This window comes from Syntrophus buswellii (assembly GCF_046097065.1).
GTDB lineage: Bacteria > Desulfobacterota > Syntrophia > Syntrophales > Syntrophaceae > Syntrophus > Syntrophus buswellii.
Genome location: NZ_CP175563.1, coordinates 2,761,667 through 2,785,610, shown reverse-complemented (window position 1 = coordinate 2,785,610; position 23,944 = coordinate 2,761,667). Strand labels below are relative to the sequence as shown.

General features: G+C 55.0%; 19 protein-coding genes. 14 read left to right on the top strand and 5 right to left on the bottom strand.

The genetic code is table 11. The features are described from left to right. Positions 1-94: 94 nt before the first annotated feature. The 8 genes from ACJ77P_RS12590 (at position 95) to holA (ending at position 7,834) form a co-directional block, all read left to right on the top strand. On the top strand, positions 95-1,792 hold the full coding sequence (locus ACJ77P_RS12590; protein ID WP_367359298.1) for a secretin and TonB N-terminal domain-containing protein: 1,698 nt from the start codon (positions 95-97) through the stop codon (positions 1,790-1,792). Beyond that, positions 1,792-2,220: a DUF2845 domain-containing protein gene (locus ACJ77P_RS12585; protein WP_408998436.1), complete on the top strand. Its 429-nt coding sequence runs from the start codon at positions 1,792-1,794 to the stop codon at positions 2,218-2,220. The genes ACJ77P_RS12590 and ACJ77P_RS12585 overlap by 1 nt, the downstream gene beginning before the upstream one ends. A gap of 283 nt (positions 2,221-2,503) precedes the next feature. Continuing rightward, positions 2,504-3,175, top strand: coding sequence for a tetratricopeptide repeat protein (locus ACJ77P_RS12580; RefSeq protein ID WP_408998435.1), 672 nt, complete (start codon positions 2,504-2,506; stop codon positions 3,173-3,175). Beyond that, positions 3,165-4,253 (top strand): Xaa-Pro peptidase family protein, encoded by a 1,089-nt coding sequence (locus tag ACJ77P_RS12575; RefSeq protein ID WP_367359295.1) that lies wholly within the window; start codon positions 3,165-3,167, stop codon positions 4,251-4,253. Before ACJ77P_RS12580 ends, ACJ77P_RS12575 begins: the two co-directional genes overlap by 11 nt. Before the next feature lie 24 nt (positions 4,254-4,277). Continuing rightward, positions 4,278-4,670: a glycine cleavage system protein H gene (locus tag ACJ77P_RS12570; protein ID WP_367359294.1), complete on the top strand. Its 393-nt coding sequence runs from the start codon at positions 4,278-4,280 to the stop codon at positions 4,668-4,670. A 751-nt stretch (positions 4,671-5,421) separates the two neighbouring features. Then, complete coding sequence (gene rpsU / locus ACJ77P_RS12565; RefSeq protein WP_093881850.1) at positions 5,422-5,613, top strand: 30S ribosomal protein S21; 192 nt, start codon at positions 5,422-5,424, stop codon at positions 5,611-5,613. 158 nt (positions 5,614-5,771) lie between these two features. Then, on the top strand, positions 5,772-6,431 hold the full coding sequence (locus ACJ77P_RS12560) for a TIGR00730 family Rossman fold protein (RefSeq protein WP_367359293.1): 660 nt from the start codon (positions 5,772-5,774) through the stop codon (positions 6,429-6,431). 20 nt (positions 6,432-6,451) lie between these two features. Then, complete coding sequence (gene holA, locus ACJ77P_RS12555; RefSeq protein WP_408998434.1) at positions 6,452-7,834, top strand: DNA polymerase III subunit delta; 1,383 nt, start codon at positions 6,452-6,454, stop codon at positions 7,832-7,834. Between the two features lie 6 nt (positions 7,835-7,840). On the opposite strand, the gene ACJ77P_RS12550 is transcribed toward holA, so the two are convergent. Together ACJ77P_RS12550 and rpe are read right to left on the bottom strand one after the other, a co-directional pair. Then, entirely contained in the window at positions 7,841-8,455 is a 615-nt protein-coding gene (locus ACJ77P_RS12550; RefSeq protein WP_408998433.1) for an NYN domain-containing protein, read from the bottom strand. Further along, positions 8,422-9,105: a ribulose-phosphate 3-epimerase gene (rpe, locus tag ACJ77P_RS12545; RefSeq protein WP_408998432.1), complete on the bottom strand. Its 684-nt coding sequence runs from the start codon at positions 9,103-9,105 to the stop codon at positions 8,422-8,424. Before rpe ends, ACJ77P_RS12550 begins: the two co-directional genes overlap by 34 nt. 193 nt (positions 9,106-9,298) lie before the next feature. Here rpe and ACJ77P_RS12540 point away from each other — a divergent pair, with 193 nt between their 5' ends. After that, positions 9,299-10,600: a 3-deoxy-D-manno-octulosonic acid transferase gene (locus tag ACJ77P_RS12540; RefSeq protein ID WP_408998431.1), complete on the top strand. Its 1,302-nt coding sequence runs from the start codon at positions 9,299-9,301 to the stop codon at positions 10,598-10,600. On the opposite strand, the gene hflX is transcribed toward ACJ77P_RS12540, so the two are convergent. Both hflX and ACJ77P_RS12530 read right to left on the bottom strand, forming a co-directional pair. After that, complete coding sequence (gene hflX / locus ACJ77P_RS12535) at positions 10,572-12,131, bottom strand: GTPase HflX (RefSeq protein ID WP_408998430.1); 1,560 nt, start codon at positions 12,129-12,131, stop codon at positions 10,572-10,574. The two genes, ACJ77P_RS12540 and hflX, sit on opposite strands and share 29 nt — an antisense overlap. Positions 12,132-12,409: 278 nt before the next feature. Then, positions 12,410-13,789 (bottom strand): hypothetical protein, encoded by a 1,380-nt coding sequence (locus ACJ77P_RS12530; RefSeq protein ID WP_408998429.1) that lies wholly within the window; start codon positions 13,787-13,789, stop codon positions 12,410-12,412. Between the two features lie 843 nt (positions 13,790-14,632). Here ACJ77P_RS12530 and acs point away from each other — a divergent pair. The 5 genes from acs (at position 14,633) to ACJ77P_RS12505 (ending at position 22,712) form a co-directional block, all read left to right on the top strand. Beyond that, positions 14,633-16,603, top strand: coding sequence for an acetate--CoA ligase (acs, locus tag ACJ77P_RS12525; protein WP_408998428.1), 1,971 nt, complete (start codon positions 14,633-14,635; stop codon positions 16,601-16,603). A 135-nt stretch (positions 16,604-16,738) separates the two neighbouring features. Further along, positions 16,739-17,509: an electron transfer flavoprotein subunit beta/FixA family protein gene (locus ACJ77P_RS12520; protein WP_408998427.1), complete on the top strand. Its 771-nt coding sequence runs from the start codon at positions 16,739-16,741 to the stop codon at positions 17,507-17,509. A 27-nt stretch (positions 17,510-17,536) separates the two neighbouring features. Next, a complete protein-coding gene (locus tag ACJ77P_RS12515) occupies positions 17,537-18,514 on the top strand; it encodes an electron transfer flavoprotein subunit alpha/FixB family protein (RefSeq protein WP_367359962.1) in 978 nt (325 codons plus the stop codon). Positions 18,515-18,613: 99 nt separating this feature from the next. Next, a complete protein-coding gene (locus ACJ77P_RS12510) occupies positions 18,614-20,743 on the top strand; it encodes a heterodisulfide reductase-related iron-sulfur binding cluster (RefSeq protein WP_408998426.1) in 2,130 nt (709 codons plus the stop codon). Between the two features lie 259 nt (positions 20,744-21,002). After that, positions 21,003-22,712: a long-chain-fatty-acid--CoA ligase gene (locus tag ACJ77P_RS12505; RefSeq protein ID WP_408998425.1), complete on the top strand. Its 1,710-nt coding sequence runs from the start codon at positions 21,003-21,005 to the stop codon at positions 22,710-22,712. Here ACJ77P_RS12505 and ACJ77P_RS12500 read toward each other — a convergent pair. Beyond that, positions 22,709-23,917: a 2,3-bisphosphoglycerate-independent phosphoglycerate mutase gene (locus tag ACJ77P_RS12500; RefSeq protein WP_367359959.1), complete on the bottom strand. Its 1,209-nt coding sequence runs from the start codon at positions 23,915-23,917 to the stop codon at positions 22,709-22,711. The two genes, ACJ77P_RS12505 and ACJ77P_RS12500, sit on opposite strands and share 4 nt — an antisense overlap. Positions 23,918-23,944: the final 27 nt, after the last annotated feature.

The window sequence follows — 23,944 nt, the reverse complement described above, 5'->3', positions numbered from 1 at the left end:
AGGGCAGCTATTGGGAATTGCTTTGTTGTTAAGTTCCTTGTGGGTTTTTCCATCAGGGGTTTCAGCAGAAAATGTCGAAGTTGAGAAGGCCGCCGTGAAAGGTAACGGTGCCGTAACATCGGCCCTGGATGCTGGAAATCTTGAAAATATCACCCTGGACCAGATAAAGGGCAGGGAACGGGTCACCTTTATTGCCACCAAGATTTCGAAGTTCAAGGTGGATGAAGAGCCGGGAAGCGCCGTTTTGCTGAAAATGGAAAACCTGCAGGTACCGGAACTCCTTCTTCGGCCATTTTATGATGACGCCATGATCAATATCAGGCAGGTCCTCGCCGAGCAGAAGACCATCAAGGACGTTCCCTGGGTTTATGCCACCATCGATCTGCAGAAGCCGGTTCCCTACAGTGTGCGTCAGGAGGGGCAAAACGTCATCCTGGATTTCAATGTGGCCACCTTGGGAGAAACAGAAAAATCTGCCATGATGAAAAAAGTGGCCCAGGCAAAAGCCGCTTACCGTTCGCCCCAGAATTCGCAAGAGGCCGAACTGGCGGACAATCAGGAAACAGGGAATATTCCACCCAACGGTGGGATTGGCGAAGTCAGGCGTGGTGCTCAGAAAATATCCCTGGATTTTCAGGATGCCGACATGCGCGCGGTTCTTCGTCTGCTGGCGGAGACGGGCGGAGTCAGCATTGTTGCCGGGCCGGATGTGAAGGGGGCCGTCAGCATTCACATGAAGGATGTTCCCTGGGATCAGGCCCTTGAGACCATCCTGGATATCTACGGCATGGCGAAAAAGGAAATGGGCAACGTCATCAGCGTCATGACCCTGGAAAAGAAGAAAAAGGATGAGCAGGCGCGGAAAGCTGCCGAAAAGGATCAGATCGAGGCGGAGGTGGCCCGAAGAGAACGGGAACAGCAGCTCCTGGCTGAAAAGGGCAAGCTTCGGCAAATCGCCATCGAGGCGAAAATTGTCGAGGCAAGCGATGACTTTGTGCGAAATCTTGGAGTTTCATGGGGAGGGAAGTTTACTGCCCGCGTAGGAGACTATTCCTCCCAGACGGCATGGGGTACCAATACGAATAAAACAGAGGGGCAAACGAACCCTGTCTCTTATCCGTATCCAAAAGGAATAACCGCCTCTCCCGCCGGGTCGCAGGCAGCCGTTAACCTGCCGGGGGCTCTTGTTGGAACGCCGACCCTGGGCTTTGTCATCGGCGGTGCCAATGCCGTGTTGGAGGCACAGATCGCCGCGCTGGAATCCACGAGTTCGGGTAAGATCATCTCCACTCCCAAAGTAACGACGATGGACGGTGTTAAGGCAACCATCAAACAGGGTGAAGAAATTCCTTATACCACTTATGAAGCCTCGGGGGGGGCCTCTTACCCAAAGGTCAGTTTCAAGGACGCCTTGCTGAAGCTGGAAGTGACCCCGACCATTACGCCGGACGGCAGGATTTCCATGCTCATCAATGCCACCAACGACCGGGGGGATTATTCAAAAGCGTCAGAGTTGAATGGAAATATCCCCATTATTAAAAATGAAGTGGATTCCAAGGTTGTTGTGGAAGACGGCACGACCGTGGTCATTGGCGGTGTTTCCAAAACGACCGACGACAGGGGGATGAGCGGGGTGCCATGGCTTTCCAAGATCCCTGTCCTGGGCTGGCTTTTCAAATCAGAGAGCATCGATAAGACGAGGAAGCAGCTCTTGATCTTTGTGACCCCAAAAATTATACCGGATGTTGAGACTCCGTCAGTGGCGAAGGCGAGTCTTATCGGCAAGCCGTAATGAGTTTCATCGTGAAAAGGGTCTTTGAAACCATCCTCACCTTTGCCCTGGTGTTCGTATTCCTTGGCCTGGGGCGTTCCGGGGAGGCGGCAGCCTCCGGATCAGGAACATTTCGATGCGGACATGACATGGTGTCCCTGGGAGACAGCATGGCGGATGTCATGTTACGCTGTGGAGAACCTACGTACCGTCATGAAACGGGAGTCAGAGGGAAGGCCCGAACCGTCGTCCGCAAAAGCAGCGAACGTTCGCAGGGCGGTGAAAGTCATCACTCCGAAAAAGCAAAACGGACTGCCCGCAGGACGAACTATAAAGAGCAGGTGACGGAAAGGTGGTATTACAACAGAGGTTCCAATGATTTCGTTTACCGCCTTTCCTTTGAAGGTGGAACCCTGACTAAAATCGACCAGGGGAAGCGGGGCAAATAAACCCCACTCCACACCGGAGCGGATAGCGGGGCTTTAGGACAGAGTACTTGCTTGCACAGGCATCCGTTGAGCCATTGATGCCGGTGCCGGCGCGCGCAGCCCGGGATGTCACAGGCTATTGGAATGCTTGAGGCAATCCGATATTCCGAAGCATGCAAGAAAGTCCCGCATCTGTCTTGACATGCCATCCAGGCTGTGATAGCTCCTCCAACTGTAGGCAGACTTGTTCAAGTCGAATCATACCCGCATTACGTCAAAATTCTCAATACGGTAAGAATTCCATATGGATAGAGCCGCATTTTTCTCCGTAACACAAACCCTGCTTGAGCAAGGCGATTATGAGGGCGCCTTGGAGGCGGTAAAAATCTGGCTTGAAAAGCATCCCGGGGACGTTGATGCGCTTCTGGTTCAGTGCCATGCCTGCATGCGGCTGGGTAAACTCGACGAGGCCTCAGCCCTCGTTGAGGATGTGGAACTGACGGTATTGGGACTGTCTCGTGTCTTTGCCTGCATGGGGGATATCTGTTTCAAGGGGGGGTTGAACCAGGAAGCGGCCAAATTTTATCGTCGCTTTATAGCGTTGAACCCCGTTTCCGATCTTTCCCGGGAGGTATCCGGCAAACTTCGGATGCTTGAGGAGGATCAAGCGGATTCCATTCAGGAATTCAAGGCCGATGAAACTTCCGTCTCTCCCATGACGGCAGGTCTGCAAACGTTGACGATGGCGGACCTGTACATCCGCCAGGGGCATCTGGATGCGGCGGAATCTCTTCTGACACAGATGTTGATCAAGAATCCCGACGACCAGGCCATTCAGGAAAGACTGAACCAGGTCCTGGCTTCAAAGAACTCTTCGGCAACAAAAGCCACTCATCTCCGGCAGCGGGAGAAAGTGATCGAAACCTTGAATCTCTGGCTGATCCGCCTCCAGAAAAGAAGACGTTATGCGTTTTGAACGGAAGGATTATCAAATCCGTTTGTCCCGCTTGCGTTCCAAACGCTTTTTCCAGGGCGGCGTTCAAGCGCTTCTGCTCTTTGACCTGCATAATATTCGCTATTTGACGGGATTTACCGGAAGTGACGGGGTGCTGGTGGTTCGACCACAAGCGGCCACGTTGCTGGTTGACGGACGATACGTGACCCAGGCGCAGGAGGAAGTTCAAAGCGCCGATATCTATTGCTATCAGGACAAGGTGGATGGCATCGTAGCCGTTCTGGACCGGGCAGTGGAAGATCCTGTTGGTTTCGAAGCCTCTGCAGTGAGTTACGATTTCTATCAGAAGCTGGCGGAGCGGCTTCGAAAAGAAAACTTGACGCCTCTGTCGGAAGAGTTGTATTCGCTTCGGGCGGTCAAGGAGGATCGGGAGATTTCCTGTATCCGCCGGGCTGCACAGCTGTCCGCCGGTGTGCTGGAAGCCGTGTCCCGAAGGATTCGTCCGGGGATGTCTGAGCTTGATCTTGCCCTGGAGATTGATTTCGGGGCCAAGAGGGCGGGGGCGGAACGAATGGCCTTTGAAACGATCGTGGCGTCAGGAGCCAATGCCGCTTTGCCCCACGCAAAACCCGGTCGAAAAATCCTGGAATATGGTGATCTGGTTGTTGTAGACTATGGTGCGGTCGTCGATGGGTATTGCTCGGATGAAACCTGCACCTTCTGCCTGGGATCTGCGGATGACAGGAAACGGGAAATATACTCCAGAGTGAAGGAGGCTCATGACAGGGCTCTGGATGAGGTCCGCTCCGGCGTCACCTGCAGCCGCATTGATCATGTAGCAAGGGCTTGCCTGGCTCAATACGGCCTGGATTCCTATTTCACCCACGGCACCGGCCACGGCGTCGGGCTGGAAGTTCACGAAGCTCCGAGGGTATCGAGGAATACCGACACGGTTCTTTCCGAGGGGATGATTATAACCATAGAACCCGGAGTATATCTTCCCGGTCAATGGGGAATCAGAATCGAAGATACCGTGTTGGTGCGTGAGGACGGGGCTGAGGTCCTGACAAAAATGCCGAAAGATTTGCTGGTCTTATAAATTCAACAAACAGGGTGTTAATCTATGAAAATGTTTCCGGATGATCTTCTTTATAGTCGCGAACACATTTGGGTGGCCGTTGACGGCAATATGGCTACCCTGGGTATTACAGAGTATGCCCAGGAAAAGCTTGGAGATGTGGATGAGGTCGAATTGCCCAAGGGGGATATCTTTGTTGAAAGGGATGAACCCTTCGGGACGGTCGAGTCTGCAAGCGACGTATTTGAGCTGGTTTCACCCCTGTCGGGAGAAATCGTCAATGTCAATGAGGACATTCTGGATGACGTGACCATTCTGAACAGTGATCCTTACGATGCCGGGTGGATTGTGGTGATTGAGATGAAAGATCCAGAGGAGTTGGACGATCTTCTGGAGATCAGGGATTATCAGGATTACATTGCCCAGGAAGAGGATTGATTGCGGTGCTGATATTTTTTGGGTGACTCAAATTTTTTAGGTTGCAATTTGAAGCAATATTGCGTATAGAAAACATCTAACTTGTCGTTAGCCTGTTCCTTTTTGAGAGAAGATTGCGAAGTCCGCTCGTTATGTTAAAAAGATGATTTAAAAAGATTGCGAAGGGTTTTTCATATTCAATAAAGGCAGAGTTGCCCAGTAAGGAGTGTGGTAAAACATATTGGTAAAAGCAAAGGGTGGTTTACGGCATGAGAAATCATGATCCGTGCTGCCCTTTTTTTATATAACAGAGACGGAGGGTTAGTTGATGGGGCATTTGATTCGGTAAGATCTTTTACCGATATGAGCGGGTTGGCCGCTTTTTGTCTTAAATGTCTTGAATCCACCTTTCACGCTTGAGTCTTATTGAATTTCAGGTTCCGTCCATCGCTCCGAAGCTTAAACGAAATAAGATAAGAGTCTTCTGTTTTTCCCGCAATTCCAGTTCCAGAATTTCAATGAAGGTATGGCAGCGGCACTGCAGGCGGACACGAGTCGTAGCTTGAAGCGTTGGCAGAATCGACGGCAAAGCATGCCTTCGATAGGGAGCTGAAATGACGCGCCGGTACATTTCTTGTGGCCGCGCCCTTGTTTGGGCTTTTCCTGAGATGCGGTCATTCAGGGACTCGAGCCCGGGGGAGAGTAAGGAGTTAACGAGGTATCATTTGAACCAATATATAGAAAATCCATAAATGATAGAAGGAGATATGATTTGGAAGTTAAAGTGTTCGACAATGATGTGGAAAAGGCCTTGAAGATTTTGAAAAACAAGCTTTCTAAAAGTGGGCTGTTCAAGGAGTTGAAAGTCCGCAGGGCCTATGAGAAGCCATCCGTAAAGCGCAAGAGGAAGGCCATTGAAGCGCGGCGCCGCTTTGCGAAGGTCCAGAGAAGAAGAGGCGCGTAAGCGGAAGTTCATTCGTCCCTTTGCTGTGATGAGTAACGGCTGAACACAGGGTTTTCCATTGTGTCTTTGTAAAAATGACGCAGGCGGGGTTTTCACCGCATGAGCAATCGCCTTTGTCGTCCTGCAGGAAAGCTTTATTTCGGCATGGTGTGGAGTTTATGGCCAAGGTAGAGAAGCAGTATCTTGTAGATGCCCTTTCGATTGAGGAATCATGGCGGATATTCCGCATTATGGCCGAATTTGTAGAAAGCATCGAAGAGCTTTCCACGTTGAGAAACGCCGTCAGCATTTTCGGTTCTGCGCGTGTCAAGCCGGGGGATTCATGCTACCAGCAGGCGGAATACCTGTCGCGGCGCCTGGCGGAAAAGGGGTTCAGCGTGATCACGGGCGGCGGACCCGGCGTGATGGAGGCAGCCAATAAGGGGGCTTCCGAAGGCGGCGGAAAATCCGTGGGGATGAATATCCGTTTGCCCTTTGAGCAGAAGCCGAATCCTTATTCGAATGTCAGCATTGATTACAAATACTTCTTCATCCGCAAGGTGATGTTCGTAAAATATGCCGTGGCCTACGTGATATTTCCCGGAGGGTATGGCACATTGGACGAACTCTTTGAAGCGTTGACGCTCATTCAGACTCGACGCATCAAAAGTTTTCCCGTCGTTCTGCTGGGAAGTTCCTACTGGAAAGGCCTGATGGAATGGATGAGCGACACGATGCTGAAGGAGAATATGATCCTGCCCGAAGACCTTGACCTTATCCGGATTACCGACGATCCCGAAGAAGCCGTTCGGTACATTCAGCGATTCATCATCCTGTAATTTTTTCTTACCCTGGAGACATGGCGATCCGAACGGAAGAATCGGGCAATTCTCTGCGCAGAGTGCTTGCCGACCTCCAGAAGGGACGGCCGGCGCCCTGCTACCTGCTTTACGGTGATGCAGAATACGAAATTCATGACGCCTTTTCAAAGATCGTCAACGCACTGCTCCCTCCGGAAGATCAGACGTTAAACCTCTTTGTTCTGGACGGCGAGGATGAAGATCCTGAACAGATCGGCAAAGACCTCCTGAGCCCGCCCCTGATTCCCGGAAGAAAGGTTGTTGCCGTCCGCCGAACGAGACTCTTTCATTCCCGAAAGACGCTCAGCGATCTGGTGAGGCGGATTCGCCAGCAGATGAATGCCCACCCGCAGCAGGCTGCAAAGAACTTCATGACTTTTCTCGGGATTGCCGGATGGACTCTTGACGATTTTCGGGAGGACGGATGGAAGGCCATTTCCAACCAGGACTGGCAGCAGACGGTGGAGGGAGACCAGGGTGAGGAGCGCGCGAATTGGCTGCCCCGCATAATCGAGGTGTGCACAGGTCTTGGGCTGGGCGGCAAAAGCGCCGCCGTCAGTGACGCCGATTTTCTGGAAAGTATACTGCGCAGAGGTCTTCCCGAGGGCAATGTTCTCCTTTTGACGGCAGAGACCGTGGACAAACGGAAAAGGCTGTTCAAGGCGGTCAGTGAGCTGGGCCGGGTGTTGAACTTTTCTGTTGAGAAAGGCGAAGCACGGCAAAAAAATACCGTGATGGATTCAGCCAAGGCTTTCCTGACGGAAAAGGGGAAAGGAATGACCCCCGGGGCATGGGAGGTCCTGGGAAGCAAAACAGGCTTTCAGTTGCGGACCTCCATGGCGGCGCTGGAAAAACTGGTCACCTATACGGGGGAGCGCCGCACGATCGAGGCTTCCGATGTTGAGGAAGTCATCAGCCGGACCCGGGAGGATAAACTCTTCGACCTGACCGCGGCGCTTGGAGAGAAGAACCTGGAAAAGGGGCTGGTGCTCCTGCGGCGTTTAAAGGATCAGGGAAGCCATCCCCTGGCGATTCTTGCCATGCTCATCCGGGAATTCCGGTTGCTGCTTCATGCAAGGTGGTTGCGGGACAAGGGAGCTCTGCCCGGATATTCGCCCCGGATGGATTACGGGCGTTATACAAAGTCGATTTATCCCATCCTGAAGGCCTGGTCCGGGCAGACGGGGGACGTTCATATTGAGCTGGCGGATCAGCACCCCTATGTAGCCTTCAACACCTTCAGGATTTCGGAGAATTTTTCAGAAAAGCGGCTGAGGCGGCATCTTGAGGATCTATTGGCGATGGATCTCGCCATGAAATCTACGGCCAGGGATCCCGACCTGATGCTGGAACGGTTTGTGTTCGATGTCTGTCAGACCTGAGGCGGATTAAAGTTTTTTCAAGCGGCTTCGAGCTGCCTTCTCGCGTCGGGACAGCCGGTGGGCCGGTCCCTTCTTGCGGGTGCCCCCGGATTTTCGGTCCTCTTCCTCCTCCGTTTCTTCTGGAGGGTCATCGGCACCGGCTGGAGATTTTTCAGAAGCGGCCGCCCTGGCGATCGCCGTTTCAAACTCCGGAGAGGATAAGGCGGTTGCTCCCCTACGAAGAACAAACCCGGCAACATCACGATCCGACGTCACAACAACGGTTTCCTCACCCAGGTGCAACGTCATGCGCTTGATGACATCATCGGCCTTTTCTCCCCTGCGGGAGTATATGATCGTGATCCCTCCCTGGCGGTCCCGCTCCTCGAAAGGGGAACCGCTTTCCCATCCGTCAAAGACAACCGTGATCCGATGTCCCTTCTGCTGTCGGTACAGGGAAACCCGCTGAAGGAGCGCCTGCCTTCCCGCTTCCAGGCTCTGCTTTTCGAAGCGGCGGAAGGTTTCGCTCTGCCGGATCAGATTATAGCCGTCGATGATGATGTGCATGGCAGAAAAGAGACGGGAAGAAACTCCCGGTTCCATGAAGTTCAGGCGGTCGGGAACACGCAATCCGGTGGGCATTTCAGCGCAGAACGCATGGCAGCAAGGGTCTGGCCGTAATGATCGCTGGAAAAAACGGCTGATCCGGCAACCAGTACATCCGCTCCGGCTCGGGCAACGGTGGAAATGTTCTCCCGGTTGATCCCCCCGTCCACTTCGATCAGTACGTGGGGAGCGGCGGCTGAAATCATGGTCCTGGCTTTGCGGATCTTAGGCAGCATGCTGTCGATAAACTGCTGTCCGCCGAATCCTGGATTTACGGTCATGATGAGGAGCAGATCCAGATCGGGGAGAATGTTTTCCAGATGGGACAGCGGCGTTGCCGGATTGACCGAGACGCCTGCCCGGATGCCCCGCTCCTTGATGTGGGAGATCGTGCGGTGCAGATGATTTGCCGCTTCCAGGTGAACCGTAAGAACGTCGGAGCCGGCGTCTAGAAAGGCGTCAAGATAGGCTTCCGGTTGGTCGATCATCAGGTGGACATCAAAGGGCAGCCGGGTGTACTTCCGCAGGGATTGGACAACCGGCGCCCCGATGGTGATGTTGGGGACAAAGTGGCCGTCCATCACATCGATATGAATCCAGTCTGCTCCGGCGGCTTCTACCGCGGCGATTTCTTCGCCAAGACGACCAAAATCGGCGGACAGGATCGAAGGGGCTATCTTTTTCATGAAGCAATACCGTATTCCTGAATGAGTTTGAGTAAAAGGGTTACAACATCTCAGCGGGGCCGTCAAGGGAAAACCCGGAATCTGATGCATACCGCCGGGGGCGGAACGCTGCGCCGAAGAGCAGCGGAAACCGTCCATTCCGCCTCGAGGATTAAAATCCCCGGTGAGCATGGGAAAGAATGGAGCTGAAAGAATGATTTTTCTCTATAATCTGCTGTTGCCTCTGGCCGCCCTTGTCGGCCTTCCCTATTATGCCGTCCGGATGGTTCTTACGGGAAAATACCGCAAAAGTCTCGGACCCAAACTGGGCTTTTATCCGGACAGTAAGGTCTTCTCCGGCCTGGGGGGAAGCCCGCGCATCTGGATGCACGCCGTTTCCGTGGGCGAAGTGACGGCAGCGGCTCCGGTGATGGCCGAACTGCGGACGAGATATCCCCGGGCCTGTCTCGTCCTTTCCACGAGTACGGAAACAGGCCGGGAAATGGCGGATCGCCTCGTCACAGAGGCGACGGCTCACATATACTACCCACTGGATCTGCCCTTCGTCGTGGCAAGGATGCTCAGGCGTGTAAGGCCCGACGTTTTCGTTCCTACGGAAACGGAACTCTGGCCGAACTTTCTGACCCAGTGCAGGGCCAGGGGAGTGCAGGTTGTCCTGGTCAATGGCCGCATCTCCCCCCGTTCATTCCGCCGCTACGGCCGAACACGGTTTTTCTGGAAGGGCTTGCTGGAGGGGCTGGACGGCCTGGGTATGATCTCGGAAACGGATGCCCGGAGGGTGCAGGAACTGGGCGCTTTGCGGGAAAAGGTCCAGGTCCTCGGCAACGCCAAATATGACAGCCTGGCCTCCCGGACCTCTGACGATCTGCGGGCGGAAATTTCCCGGAAGCTCGATATTCGGCCAGGCAGCCCTGTTTTTGTTGCCGGGAGCACCCATGAAGGCGAGGAAGCCGCCTGCCTGGCCGTTTACCGGCGCCTGCTGGAGGTTGATCCGGAATTCCAGCTGATCCTCGTTCCCCGCCATATCGAAAGAGGGGATGCGGTGGCCGACCTGGTCCGGCAGGCCGGTTTCAAGGACATCTTCCGGGTATCCGAAATGGGCGGTGGACGGCGGCGCAAGGGGAATCGCATCGTGATCGTGGATGTCATCGGCGAATTGTTCAAGGCCTACAGCCTGGCCACGGTGGTGTATTGCGGGGGAAGTCTCGTCCCGCGGGGAGGGCAGAATATCCTGGAGGCGGCCGCCTGGGGGAAGGTGGTCTTATACGGGCCGTCAATGGAGGATTTTGAAGGGGAAAAGGCCCTCCTCGAAGAGGCAGGGGCCGGCATTTCTGTTGCCGACGAAGAGGAATTGCTGGCGCGGATGCTCTCTCTCCTTGCCGATCCCGAGCAGTTAAAGCGCCGGGGCGAGCAGGGCCGGCTGGCCATCGCCGCCAATGCCGGCGCGGCCCGGCGGTATGCCGATCTCATCGGGCGGCATCTTGCGGCGAGATAATTTCCTCCAGGAGCTCCAAAAGCGGCCCGAGGCTCTCCGGCTGCAGAGCCGAAACGGCGACGGCCTGAAATCGCCGGCAGAGGATCTCAAGAAGGGCTTTGTCCTCCAAGCGGTCGGCCTTATTGAAAACCCGCAGGGTTTTCTTGCCTGAAATCCCGATTTCCTCCAGAATCTTCTCCACCGCTGCAATATGGTTTTCAAAGCTCCGATTGCTCACGTCGATGACGTGGAGGAGGATGTCCGCCTCGTAGAGTTCCTCCAGGGTGGCCTTGAAGGCGGAAAAGAGATCGCTGGGGAGGTCGCGGATGAAGCCCACGGTATCGGTGATGACGGCTTCCGCATCCCGGGGGAAGCGCAGGCGTGAGCTTTTGGGGTCCAGGGTGGCAAAGAGAAGGTCTTCGGTGAACACGGAACTCTTCGTAAGGGTGTTGAGCAGGGTGGACTTTCCGGCGTTGGTGTAGCCCACAATGGAGATCACGGGCAGGCCTGTACGTTCCCTCCTGAGACGCCGCTGGCCCCTGGCCTTTTCGATATTGCGGATGTCCTGCTCCAGGTGCTGGATCCGCTCCCGCACCCGCCTCCGGTTGATCTCCAGCTTGGTTTCTCCGGGTCCCCGGCCGCCGATTCCCCCGGTGAGGCGGGACATGCCCGTGTGGCGCGTCGCCAGACGGGGCAGAAGGTATTTCAGCTGGGCCAGCTCCACCTGGATCTTGCCCTCCCGGCTATGGGCGCGGCGGGCGAAGATGTCCAGGATGACCTGTGTCCGGTCGATGACTTTCATTTCCGTAAAATCCGCAAGCGAACGGACCTGGGCGGGTGTCAGCTCATGGTCGAAGATGAGCAGGTTGGCATCCATCTGCAGGGCTTTGATGATGACGTCGGCCAGTTTTCCCTTTCCGAGGAGATATTTCGGGTCGAGTTGCGTCCGATGCTGCAGGATCGTATCGAAGACCTCCACACTGCAGGACCGGGCCAGTTCCTTGAGCTCTTCCAGGGAGCCCGCGCTGTCGGAGAGGGGATTCGTTTCAACTCGGATCAGGATGGCCCGGTCGGCGGAATCCACCTTCCGGGACCGCTGGGTTCGGGCAAACTCGTTCTCCAGGGCATTTATAAAGGCCAGAAAGTCCGCCTTCAAATCGGATATCCGTTGCGGTGGAGAAATCAGCCAGTAGCCGCCGTCCGGGTTTTCGGGAATCAGGTGGGCGGTGGAGACGGAGCCCGGCAGTCCATCGGGACCGGCTTCCACCGCACAGATGAGATCAAGGCGAAGAAGGGCCAGGTCACTGAGGTCCTCGGGGCTCAGGGGCTCGGGGTTCAGGTGGGTGTGAACAAGACGGAGACCCTTGAAGCGGGCGGAAGAGGAGCGGAATCCCTCCAGGCTGGGGATCAGGATGCCCCGGTGTGTGCCGACGATCACAAATCCCACTTCTCCGCGGCGGCTCAGCAACACCCCAAGCTGCCGGTTGAGCTCCCGGGACAGCTCCGTAAGCTGCCTGGCCATTTCCTGCGTGACGACGGCATCAGGCGGCACCCGTCTCCGGTAGAATTGCTCCAGCCGTTTGAGTTGGACCGCTTTCAGGCCCGTGAGGTTCCCGTAAATTTTTTGAATCGCGTTTCTCCTTTCGGGTGAGCAAAAGGTGCATCCGTCTCCGGACGATCCAGGATGCTGAGAGGGGCTCTCTATCACCTAACGTAGTTATCATGGGGTGCTGATCCGGTCAAGAAGGGAGATAAAAAAGCGCCCCGGAGGCATTGCCCCGGGGCGCTGAAATGGAACTTTTACAATGGAAATCCGAAACGAAGCTGCTCTTAGAAGCTCAGATCCAGTCTGTGCATCAGCAGATAGGTGTCATCCACATCGTTGTCGGTGGCGCCCTTGTAAATGTCACCGGCCCACAGATAACCGAAGCCGACCGTATAGGTCAGGTTGTCGTAAATCTTGTAAGCGGCGGTGAGATCGAATTCCGTTCCGTATTCGTCATCATCATAGTTGTCCGGCTTCTCGTCGGCAAAGGCATAGCTCAGCTTGGCCTGGACGTCCAGTTTGGGGATCGGTTTGAAACCGCCGTAAATCTGGAAGAGGTGGGCATTTTCCATGACCGCACCGGTATGATGATCGGTACCTAAACTAAGGGCTCTCGCCGTGCTGTCACCCAGCCACTTGTTGGCGTATGCGCCCCAGAGGATCAGGCAGGGATCGAAGATGGAACCGCCGGTGGGCAGACCGGAACGGTAACCGCTGGCACCGAAGAAGTTGGATCCTTCGATCTCTTCGTCGGAGTCGGGATCGTCACCGGAGACATAGGCGTAGAAGGCGCCGACATAGGCGGGGCCGATATTTCCCTTGGCGTGAATGAAGGCGTTCCATGCGCGGATGTCCATGTCGTCCCAATCCAGCTCGGACTCAGCCTCACCGTAGGCATAGTTGATTTCCGCTTCCACGAAGACAGGACCGAAGGTGCCCTGCATATAGGGAGAAAACGTCCAGATTTTGGCCTTGTAATCGCCATCACCGTTGAGATTTGCGAAGTTTTCGGTTGCGTCGTTCATGAACTGAATCTGGAGGCCGGCCAGGCCGCCGTTCCACTTGTACTTGCCATAAACGCCGTAGTTGTCGCGATCGCCGTCATTGACGCCGCCGTCGCTGACCACGTTATCGTAGTCCTCAGCGCCGTAGGCTTCAATCTGCTTCTCGTAGAAAGCACCGACTTCCCAGGGGCCGTTCTTGGTGGAGAAGCGGATGGCTTCCGCATCGAAGCTGTCGCTTGCGAAACGGGTTCCCCATTCGTTCTGGGCCTGACGACCCACATCAAACTGACCGAAGGGGACGGCAAAGCTGACCCAGGCGCGGTCAAAGGCGATGTTGTTGTCATCGGCATCTCTGCCACCCACGTCGTGGCCCTGGCGATCCACAGCCGTTCCCATGTAACCGTACTGGCCCCAACGTCCCTCGAGGGCGTCAAAGCGGGTGTTCAAGGTCAGCCCTTCGGCGATCTTGAAGGCCGTTGCAACTCTCAGCCTCTGAGCGTACACGCCGCCTGCGGATGCATCATCCTTGAGGCCCCAGTTGTCCGCGTAGAGGCCTGTGGCGTAGTAGGAGCCGCTGAATTTGACATCCGCCGCCGATGCGCTCAGGGCGAAGCCTGCGACCACGGCCACGGCAATCAAAGCTACCCAAAATTTCTTCATTGTATCCTCCTAAAGAAAAATTCGTTATTGTCCTGATTTTTCAACGGGCATTGAAAAACCATCTCCAGTTCCTCTGAATCTGATCTCTCTTCAATTCCTTATTCCCGGCACCAACCCCCTTTCGCGAATTTATTTGATGATGCGCTTGCAAATGACATTTCGCGTCTAACTAACACCGAAGGCAAAGCCCTGTCAAGAATGAAGGTAAAACCGCAAAAGGCCTGAACTCATTCCTGATGGTGAAAAACTCCTGCAGATTGCATACCAGCAGAGAAGTTCCCGGGAGATTATCTCAGAAGAGCCTGCCCGCCCCCGGCTTCAGGCGGTATGCAACCGGTTAAATAAAGGAAGAAAATAAACCCCTTCGTTCCATCTCAAAGCATCCTGTACGGCGTTTCAACCCTGAAGGGCAGGTGGTGGTTGCCCAAAGCGGTTTATGGAGATGCCAAAAGCCAAACGTGGCAAAAAAGACACACTTTGCGGGAAGGGAGTGAATCTTTACCACTGTACGGGGCCGAAAATATTACTTGACATCAAAGGCGCATTGATATAGTGCAAGGCGCGTAACACCGTGGTTTGTAGCCATTATTTCCCTCGCGTGCATTCTCGCCGGGGTAAAAAATCCTTATTTAATACACGTTTTTATTTTGTTCATTAGAGATTTGCCCCTCGTGTGTTATATCCATCGCCCATGCTTTCTTTATGATCCGGCAAATGAAGAGTCACGGGGTGGGTTTGCGCAGGGTTCAAGACTGCTTTAAGAGATGTATGGGTACATCCCAGTTTAGAAATGTCCAAGAAGCACCAGTGTTCAAACTATCAAAACCTTAAAGGGAGGTAAAAATGGGAGAAGAGTCGATATTGAAAGAGTTCTATCCGGTGCCTGAGAGAATATTGGCAAAAGCCTGGGTGAAGGGCCGGGCAGAGTATGACAAGCTGTATGCGGAATCCATTGCCGATCCGGCAGCATGGTGGGCGAAGCAGGCTGATGAAATCCTGACCTTCTACAAGAAGTGGGACAAGGTCATGGATTACAACTTTGACATTCGCAAAGGCCCCATCTATGCGAAGTTTTTTGAAGGTGCAAAGCTTAACGTTTCCTATAACTGTCTGGACCGCCATCTGGCGACGAAGGGCGACAAAGTAGCCATCCAGTGGGAAGGCAATGAACCCGGCGAGCAGAAGGCCTATACTTATAAGGATCTCCATACGGAAGTCTGCAAGTTCGCCAATGTCATGAAGAAGCACGGCGTCAAGAAAGGCGACCGCGTCTGCATCTACACCCCCATGGTGGTTGAAGCCGCCATCGCCATGCTGGCCTGTACCCGCATCGGCGCCATCCATGCCATCGTGTTCGGTGGTTTCAGCTCCGACGCACTGGCCGTCCGTATTCAGGATTCCCAGGCGAAACTCCTGGTGGTCTGCGACGGTACCTTCCGCGGCGCCAAGGCCGTTCCCCAGAAGAAGGACGCCGATGTGGCCCTGAAGGAATGCCCCACCGTCGAAAAGGTGATCGTTGTTCAGCGCGTGGGCGACAAGATTGCGTGCGAAATGGCTCCGGGAAGAGACCTCTGGTGGCATGATGAAATGGCCACGGTGGACGCCAACTGCGAATGCGAGCAGATGGATGCGGAGGACACCCTCTTCGTCCTCTACACCTCCGGTTCCACGGGACAGCCCAAGGGCGCCCTCCACACCACGGCCGGCTATCTGCTCTATGCCGCTTACACCTCCAAGTTCGCCTTCGATCTCCATGATGAAGACGTTCACTGGTGCACCGCCGACATCGGCTGGGTCACTGGCCACAGCTATGTCGTCTATGGACCCCTTACCCTTGGGGCGACCTCGATCATGTTCGAAGGCGTTCCCAATTACCCGACCTACAGCCGATTCTGGCAGGTCTGCGAGAAGTACAAGGTCACATCCTTCTATACGGCGCCGACGGCCATCCGCGCCATCGCCAAGGAAGGCGACGAGTGGCTCAAGGGCATCGATCTGTCCTCGTTGAGAGTTCTCTCCTCCGTGGGTGAGCCCCTGCACCCCGAAGCATGGCAGTGGTTCTACGAGAAGATCGGCGGCAGCAAGTGCCCGATCGTCGATACCTGGTGGCAGACCGAAACGGGCGGACACATGATCCTGCCTCTGCCCGGCGCCATTGATATCAAACCGGCAAAACCGGCCCTGCCCATCATGGGCGTTGTTCCCGCTCTGGTTGACGATCAGACCGGCGAACTGAAGACCGCCATGGAAGCCAGCGGCGCCCTCTGCTTCGAGACCGCCTGGCCAGGCATCACCCGGACGATCTACGGCGACCATAATCGTTATCAGGAAACCTATTTCGAACCCTATCCGGGTTATTACTTCTCCGGTGACGGCGCCCTGCGCGACAAGGATGGCTATTACCGGATCACCGGTCGTATCGACGATGTCATCAACGTCTCCGGCCACCGTATGGGGACCGCCGAGATCGAGGCGACCCTCAATGCCCATGAGAAGATTGCCGAATCCGCAGTGGTCGGTTATCCCCATGAGGTCAAAGGGCAGTCCATTTATGCCTATGTCACCCTGAAGAGCGGCTTCGAGCCGTCCGATGACCTGAAGAAAGAACTGACCGCTTACGTCCGGACCATCATCGGTCCCATCGCCACCCCCGAGAAGATCCAGTGGGCGGATGGTCTGCCCAAGACGAGAAGCGGCAAGATCATGCGGCGCATCCTGAAGAAGGTTGCCGCCAATGAGCTCAACGACCTGGGAGACACCAGCACGCTGGCCGATCCCGCCGTTGTGGATGATCTGGTAAAGAACAGACTGTAATTTGAGGTAACGACCGGCGCTGTTTCCTGATCATAAAGGATTCAGTGCCGGACGCTATAACAGAAAAAATTTCGAGGTTGGATGCCCATGTCGGAGAAACAATCCGTCATGAGGAGCATCCCGGAAGGAGGACATGTGAATATTGTTGCATGTGTAAAGCAGGTTCCGGATACGGAAGCACAGATCAAGGTAAAGCCGGACGGTTCCGGCATTGATGAATCCGGCATCAAGTGGGTCATGAACCCCTATGATGAATTCGGTGTTGAAGAAGCGTTAAAGTATAAGGAGAAGTTCGGCGGGGATGTCACCATCGTCTGCTTCGGTCCGGGAAGAGCGATGGAGTCCATCCGCACCGCCCTGGCCATGGGCGCGGACAAAGGCATTCACATTGATGACCCGGCCTACGAGGGAGCGGACGCCTATGCAACCGCCTCCGTCCTGGCTGCGGCAATCAAAGGGATTCCCTATGACATCATTTTCTGCGGTCAGAGAGCCATTGATGATGACTCCGGCCAGGTAGCGGCCATTCTGGCGGAACTTCTGGATCTTCCCCAGCTGACGGTTGTCACCAAGGCGGAATCCGACGGGAAGACCGTTAAGGTCGTACGTCCGGTGGAAGGCGCCTCCTTTGTCATCGAAGCCGCCCTGCCGGCCGTGGTTACGGCGCAGAAGGGTTTGAACGAACCCCGTTATGCTTCGCTGCCCGGCATCATGAAAGCCAAGAAGAAGCCTGTCGATGTGAAAAAAGTGGCCGATCTGGGTGTGACCCTGGAGTCAAAGGCCAAGGTCGTCAAAATGGTGCCGCCTCCGGCCAGACCTCCTGGAAAGATCATCAGCGGTGACGAACCGGCGGCAAAGGCTGCAGAACTGGCCAAACTGCTGAGAGAAGAGGCGAAGGTCATCTAATTATTGAATTAGCGGAGGAAAATCAACATGGCAAAAGGTGTATTTATAGTAGCAGAGCAGAGGGACGGTGCATTCCGCAAGATTTCTTATGAACTTGCGAGCACGGCCCGGAAGCTGGCAGATGAACTGGGTGACGAAGCTGGCGCCATTCTGCTGGGTTCAGGTGTTGAAGGAATAGCAGGCGAACTGGGGAAATACGGTGTTGACAAGGTATTTGTGGTGGACGATGCCGCCATGGAACCCTATACGACCGATGCGTATGCAGCAGCGGTAGCCAAAATCGTCAAGGAAAACGATCCGGCGATTCTGCTCTTCGGTGCCACGGCGCAGGGCAAGGATCTGTCAGCGCGTGTAGCAGGCAAGCTGGCCACCGGGTTGGCCACGGACTGCACGGAATTGAGAATTGCCGACGGTAAGATGGTTGCCGTTCGCCCGATGTATGCGGGCAAATGCTTCGGTGAGGTAGTCACCGCCAGCTTCCCGCAGATGGCATCTATTCGTCCCAACGTGTTTCCCGCTGTGGAGAACGCCAAGGCCGGCGCCGTCACGAAGGTTGATGCCGGAGTGGATCCCGCCCAGCTGAAGACGAAGGTTGTTGAAGTTCAGAAGGACACCAGCGGCAAGATCGACCTGACGGAAGCCAACATCATCGTTTCCGGCGGTCGAGGAATGGGCGGTCCGGAAGGATATGCCATTCTCGAAGAACTTGCGAACATCCTGGGTGCCACGGTCGGCGCATCCCGCGCAGCCGTCGATTCAGGCTGGCGTCCGCAGACGGACCAGGTAGGGCAGACCGGTAAGGTCGTTTCCCCGAACCTCTATGTGGCCTGCGGCATTTCCGGCGCCATTCAGCATCTGGCCGGAATGAGCTCGTCGAAGTATATCGTGGCCGTCAACAAAGACCCCGAGGCTCCGATTTTCTCAAAAGCGGACTACGGGCTTGTTGATGACCTCTATAAAATCGTCCCGGAATTGGCAAAAGAGTGCAAGAAACTTCTGGGATAGCATAAGATAGTGGCCAGCGTTTATTATTCAGCCGCCTTTTCTCGCGAGGAGGCGGCTGAATTCTGAAGGCTGGCCGCTATGGAACATGGGGAGGAGTTTATGGTACAGCCTATAGGTATTGGAAGTGAAGGAAGGGAGATCTTCTGGAATGCAAACTGGAATGATATACATTTTGAGCCCTTCCTTTTTCTTTTTACGGCGGTAGCCCTGGGTATATTCGGCTACGGACTTTATCGCCGCTACCAGATGTGGAAGGCGATGGGAAAGCCCGAGATGCGAATGGACAACATGGGCGAAAGGATTAAACTGCTGCTGAAAAACGCGCTGTTGCAGGTAAAAACTTCAGCCGACGCCTATCCCGGCATCATGCATGGATTGATTTTCTTTGGATTTTTTGTGCTTATCTTCGGGGCGGCCTTCGATGCGACGGAGTTTCACATTACCGAGCCACTCGGCGTGGCCTTTCTGAGAGGAAAGGTTTATCTGACAGCTTCATTCCTTTACGAGGTCTTCGGCCTGGCTGTTCTTGTCGGCGTTATCATGGCAGTGCATAGGCGGTATTTGGCAAAACCCGACCGGCTTGGTTACAAGGGCGTTCCGGATAATCGCCCCGATGATGCGATCGTTCTGCTGCTCATTGGAGCGATCATTGTTACGGGATTTGTCATTGAAGGATTGAGAATCTCCGTCACGCTCGAAGAGACACCATGGGAATACTGGTCCTTCGTGGGATATTTCCTTTCGCACTTCTTCACCGGCATGGAAACCGATACAGCGAAAGCGGCCCATAAGTTCTTCTGGTGGCTTCATACGTTTATCGCCCTGGGCTTTATTGCTTACATTCCCTTCTCCCGCTTGCTCCATATCTTCACGACATCCGCAAATCACTTCTTTACGGATATGAAGCCCACCGGTACGATTGAACCCATCCGCGATTTTGAAAATGCGGAGACGTTCGGTGTCGGCCAACTGGAAGAGTTTACCTGGAAACAGAATTTTGACCTCGATTCCTGCACACGCTGCGGCCGTTGCCAGGACGGATGCCCCGCTTATCTTTCCGGGAAGCCCCTGTCACCGAAAAAACTGATCCAGGATTTGAAGACCTATTGGGAAGAAAGGGCCCCTCAGTTTGTAGCGGCTCAGAAAGCTGCCGGAGTTGGCGGTGAAGTCCAGATTCCCGAGGCGGAAAAGGCCATGGTGGGTGAAGTCATTGACATGCATGAGCTCTGGGCCTGCACCAACTGCATGTACTGTATGGAAAATTGTCCCGCCTCGATCGAGCACGTGCCAAAGATCGTCAATATGAGGCAATACAAGGTTCTCACCGAGGCTGATTTTGCCGGTGAGCTCCAGCTGACTTACAGGAATATGGAAAACAATTCCAATCCCTGGGGCGTGGGATCCCACCTCCGCGGCGACTGGGCGAAGGATCTCGGCGTAAAGACACTGGCGGAAGACCCCGACGTGGAATATCTCTTTTACGTGGGATGTGCCGGTTCGTTTGACGACCGCGGCAAGAAGGTCACCATCGCATTTGCCAAGATCCTGCAGGCAGCCGGAGTGAAATTCGGCATCCTGGGAACGGAAGAAAGCTGCTGCGGCGACTCGGCCATGAGGGGCGGAAACGAATACCTCTATCAGACCCTGGCGCAGATGAACATCGACGCCATGAACGGCTACGGTGTGAAGAAGGTCATCGCCACCTGTCCGCACGGCTACAACGCCCTGAAGAAGGACTACCCTCACTTCGGAGGCAATTTCGAAGTCTATCATCACACCGAGATTCTTGCCGACCTCATTACCAAGGGCAAAATCACCCTGAAGAACCCGGTCAACGGGACCTTTGTGTATCACGATTCCTGCTTCCTGGGCCGCTACAACAAGGTTTATGACGAACCGAGAAAGGTGTTGAAGGCGGTACCTGGCATGAGATTGGCTGAAATGGAGCGGAACCTGGCAAAAAGCTTCTGCTGCGGTGCCGGTGGCGCCCGGATGTGGATGGAAGAGGATATCGGAGAGCGCATCAATGATATGAGAACCGATCAGGCCATTGCGGCGGGAGCCGATACGATAGCCGTGGGCTGCCCTTTCTGTCTGACGATGATGAGCGACGGAATCAAGGACCGCAAGAAAGAGGAAACCATGGTTTCTCTGGATATCGCCGAGATCGTCTGGAAGGCGATGGACATCGAGCCGGCTAAGGAGGCAAGTCCAGAGGAAGGCGCCTAAAGAGGTGCATGCCAGTCCAGGAAATTGAACGAGAAAAATGAAATATCTCAGCCGCGGCACGAAGTAACGCGTTGATCCGCAGCTGAGGAATGAGGAATTGAAGAAGGCCCCTGCCACAAAAGACAGGGGCCTTCTCTGTTTTTTTTCATGACAGCTGACCGTCAATGCGGTAAGAATGGAAGGGAGATTTCTGCATCCCGGCAAGAGACAGCCCTTCCGGAAACCAGGAAGGGGCAGCCTTCCAGGGAGGTGTGGACACGTGAGGCAATCCATCGGATATTCTGACAAGCCCTGGCTTAAGTCTTACAGGAGTGACGTGCCGGAGCACATCGACTTTGAAAAATTATGCCTGCCTGATATTCTCAGGGAGCGAGCAGCCGAGAATCCGGGCTCACGTGCGCTTCTTTACCAGGGATATGTCATGAATTATGAGAAGCTGCAGAAGGAAATCGAACGATTTTCCCTTTTTCTGAGGAATTCAGGCGTGCGAAAGGGACAGGCCGTAGCACTACTGCTGCCCAATTGCATTCCCTTTGTTGTTTCCTATTATGCCGTTCTCCGGATCGGCGGAATCGTTGTCATGAATAATCCCCTTTACACGGACCGTGAGCTGGAATACCAGTTGAATGATTCCGAGGCCTGTGCCCTGATTACCCTGGATCTTTTTGGAAACAGGGGGATTCAATTGCGGAGGAGGACCGGGATCAGGAGCATTGTGATCGCTTCCCTGGGCGACTATCTGCCCCTTCCGAAGAAACTTCTTTTCCATATTTTTGCTAGGAGGAAAAAGCTGTCCGCACCGGTCGATAGGGCGAAGGACCTGGTATACTGGAAAAAATGCCTTCGCCGGTCGGCTGCGGCTCCGACCGGGGAATTGTCGAATCTGGAGGATGTGGCCGTCTATGCTTACACTGGTGGGACAACAGGGATCCCAAAAGGGGTGGAGCTGACTCATGCCAATCTAAGCCTGCAGGTTCAGCAATGCGCCGCCTGGTTTCCCCAATTCAAGAGGGGCAGAGAAATCATGATGGGTGCGCTGCCGTATTTCCATGCTTTCGGGATGACTACGGCCATGAACCTGTCTCTGTACAAGGGCTGGTGTCAAATTCTCGTTCCAAGGCCCAAAGCAGAGCATCTGCTGGAGGCGATCCGGACGTACCGTCCGTCCTTTGCCCCCCTTGTTCCGGCCATGTTGGCCGGAATGCTTAAGCACCCTGACTTGAGGAAGACGGACATGAGCTGCCTGAAAGGGGCTTTTTCCGGCGGTGCACCTCTTTCAGGCAGCCTCCTCCGGGATTTTGAAGAGAAAACCGGGGTGAGAATTGTCGAGGGTTACGGAATGACGGAGACCAGTCCCGTCACCCTCATCAATCCCTTTGACGGGGAGAGCAGGCGAAAACCCGGCAGTGTGGGAATACCCATTTCCGATACCCGCTGCCGGATTGTGGATTCTGAAACGGGTGGAACGGATGTACCACTGGGGAAGCGGGGAGAGTTGATCGTCGCGGGGCCTCAGATCATGAAAGGTTACAAGGGGAGGCCGGAAGAAACGGCAGGGATGTTAAGGGACGGGTGGTGCTATACCGGGGATATCGCCGTCATGGACGATGACGGCTATGTCTTCCTCGTGGATCGCAAAAGGGATCTCATCATCTCCGGGGGATACAACATTTACCCTGCAGAGATTGAAGAGGTGCTGAACAGCCACCCGAAAGTTTCAGAGAGTTGTGCGGTGGGAATCCCCGATGAACTCAAAGGGGAAAAGGTCAAGGTCTTCGTTGTGCTCGGGGAAAGGGAGAGCGCGACCGCGGAAGAATTGCTGGATTATTGCCGCACTCAGCTTGCCGCTTACAAATGTCCCGCCCTGGTGGAGTTCCGCAGGGAGTTGCCGAAATCCATTGTGGGAAAACCCCTGCGCCGTGAGCTTCGGGATTCCGGGGCAAAACAGGACGGGAAGCGCAATTTTTAAGCCCCGAATTTTGTGAGGCGTCCGGCATGGGCCAGGGCAACGGTCATGAGAGAAGACATAGGCATTCTTCCCAGCCCTCCAGACAGGCAGTCTCCTTCACCGAAGTGCTCCACCCGGTCAGGCCGGCAGGTTCGGGCCGAAAGAAGAACGGGTACAGGATGCCAGCTGTGCGAGGCCAGGGCGGCAGGGGTGGAGTGGTCACCGGTGACGACCAGGACATCCGGAGATAGTGCCGTAATTCTGGGAATCAGGGCGTCCACCGCTTCAATGGCCTTCACTTTGGCGTCAAAATTGCCGTCTTCCCCGCGGGAGTCCGTCGGCTTGACGTGCACGAAGAAGAAATCGTAATCCTGCCAGGCTGCTTCCAGGGCCGCGATCTCTTCCTCCAGGGTGGACGTCGGCGAGTAAACGGCCATTCCGAGCAGCCGGGCAATTCCCCGGTACATGGGATAGCTTGCAATAGCCACGGGGAAAAGGCCGAACCGCTCCGACATGGAGTCAAATCGATGATAGCGGGAATAGCCCCTCAGGAGAATCATGTTGGCCTTGGGTTCATCGGCCAGGACCATTTTCGCCTGATTCAGAAGATCCGCCAGCAGATCAGCCGTACCTGAGGCCTCCGTTATCAGCGCTTCCGGGGCCAGGGGGGGAAGGCCGGTTTGCTGCGGGTCCGTTTCCGAAATTTCCTCGCGGAGATTGTCCCCGCGAAGCACAATCAGCGCACGGTGCTCCTTCTCCGTGGCAAAAAAGACCTCCGTTCCGGGAGCAGGACGAATGCCTGCATCCAGCTTCCGGCAGAGGCGTTCGTTGGTTTCCGTATCGATGCGGCCTGCCCGGCGATCGATGACCTGGCCGTCGGAATTCAGCGTGGCAAAATTGACCCGCATGAAGAGATCCCGTTCCGTCATGGGAAAATCGAGGCCGGCGGCGGAGAGGAGCCCTCGTCCCACATTGTTGATGACCGGGTCATAACCGAAAAGGGCAAAGTGGGCCGGTCCGCTGCCCGGCGTTATCCCGGGGGCGATAGGATCCAGGAGGCCGCAGACCCCTCCTCCGGCCAGGGCATCCAGATGGGGCGTGTTTGCCGTTTCCAGTTCCGTTCCCGGTTTGCCCTCCGCAGGTAAACCGCCCAGACCATCCATAATCAAAAAGACGATTTTCGTCCTGCTCGGAATGACTAGTTTATCCATCCATTGAGGGCTCATGGGGTTCTCCTTGGATTTAAAAATGCA

Coding starts and splice junctions, on each gene's coding strand:
- ACJ77P_RS12585 (WP_408998436.1), top strand. CDS start 1,792: ATGAGTTTCATCGTGAAAAGGGTCTTTGAAACCATCCTCACCTTTGCC.
- ACJ77P_RS12580 (WP_408998435.1), top strand. CDS start 2,504: ATGGATAGAGCCGCATTTTTCTCCGTAACACAAACCCTGCTTGAGCAA.
- ACJ77P_RS12575 (WP_367359295.1), top strand. CDS start 3,165: ATGCGTTTTGAACGGAAGGATTATCAAATCCGTTTGTCCCGCTTGCGT.
- ACJ77P_RS12570 (WP_367359294.1), top strand. CDS start 4,278: ATGAAAATGTTTCCGGATGATCTTCTTTATAGTCGCGAACACATTTGG.
- ACJ77P_RS12560 (WP_367359293.1), top strand. CDS start 5,772: ATGGCCAAGGTAGAGAAGCAGTATCTTGTAGATGCCCTTTCGATTGAG.
- holA (WP_408998434.1), top strand. CDS start 6,452: ATGGCGATCCGAACGGAAGAATCGGGCAATTCTCTGCGCAGAGTGCTT.
- ACJ77P_RS12550 (WP_408998433.1), bottom strand. CDS start 8,455: ATGCCCACCGGATTGCGTGTTCCCGACCGCCTGAACTTCATGGAACCG.
- rpe (WP_408998432.1), bottom strand. CDS start 9,105: ATGAAAAAGATAGCCCCTTCGATCCTGTCCGCCGATTTTGGTCGTCTT.
- ACJ77P_RS12540 (WP_408998431.1), top strand. CDS start 9,299: ATGATTTTTCTCTATAATCTGCTGTTGCCTCTGGCCGCCCTTGTCGGC.
- ACJ77P_RS12530 (WP_408998429.1), bottom strand. CDS start 13,789: ATGAAGAAATTTTGGGTAGCTTTGATTGCCGTGGCCGTGGTCGCAGGC.
- acs (WP_408998428.1), top strand. CDS start 14,633: ATGGGAGAAGAGTCGATATTGAAAGAGTTCTATCCGGTGCCTGAGAGA.
- ACJ77P_RS12515 (WP_367359962.1), top strand. CDS start 17,537: ATGGCAAAAGGTGTATTTATAGTAGCAGAGCAGAGGGACGGTGCATTC.
- ACJ77P_RS12510 (WP_408998426.1), top strand. CDS start 18,614: ATGGTACAGCCTATAGGTATTGGAAGTGAAGGAAGGGAGATCTTCTGG.
- ACJ77P_RS12500 (WP_367359959.1), bottom strand. CDS start 23,917: ATGAGCCCTCAATGGATGGATAAACTAGTCATTCCGAGCAGGACGAAA.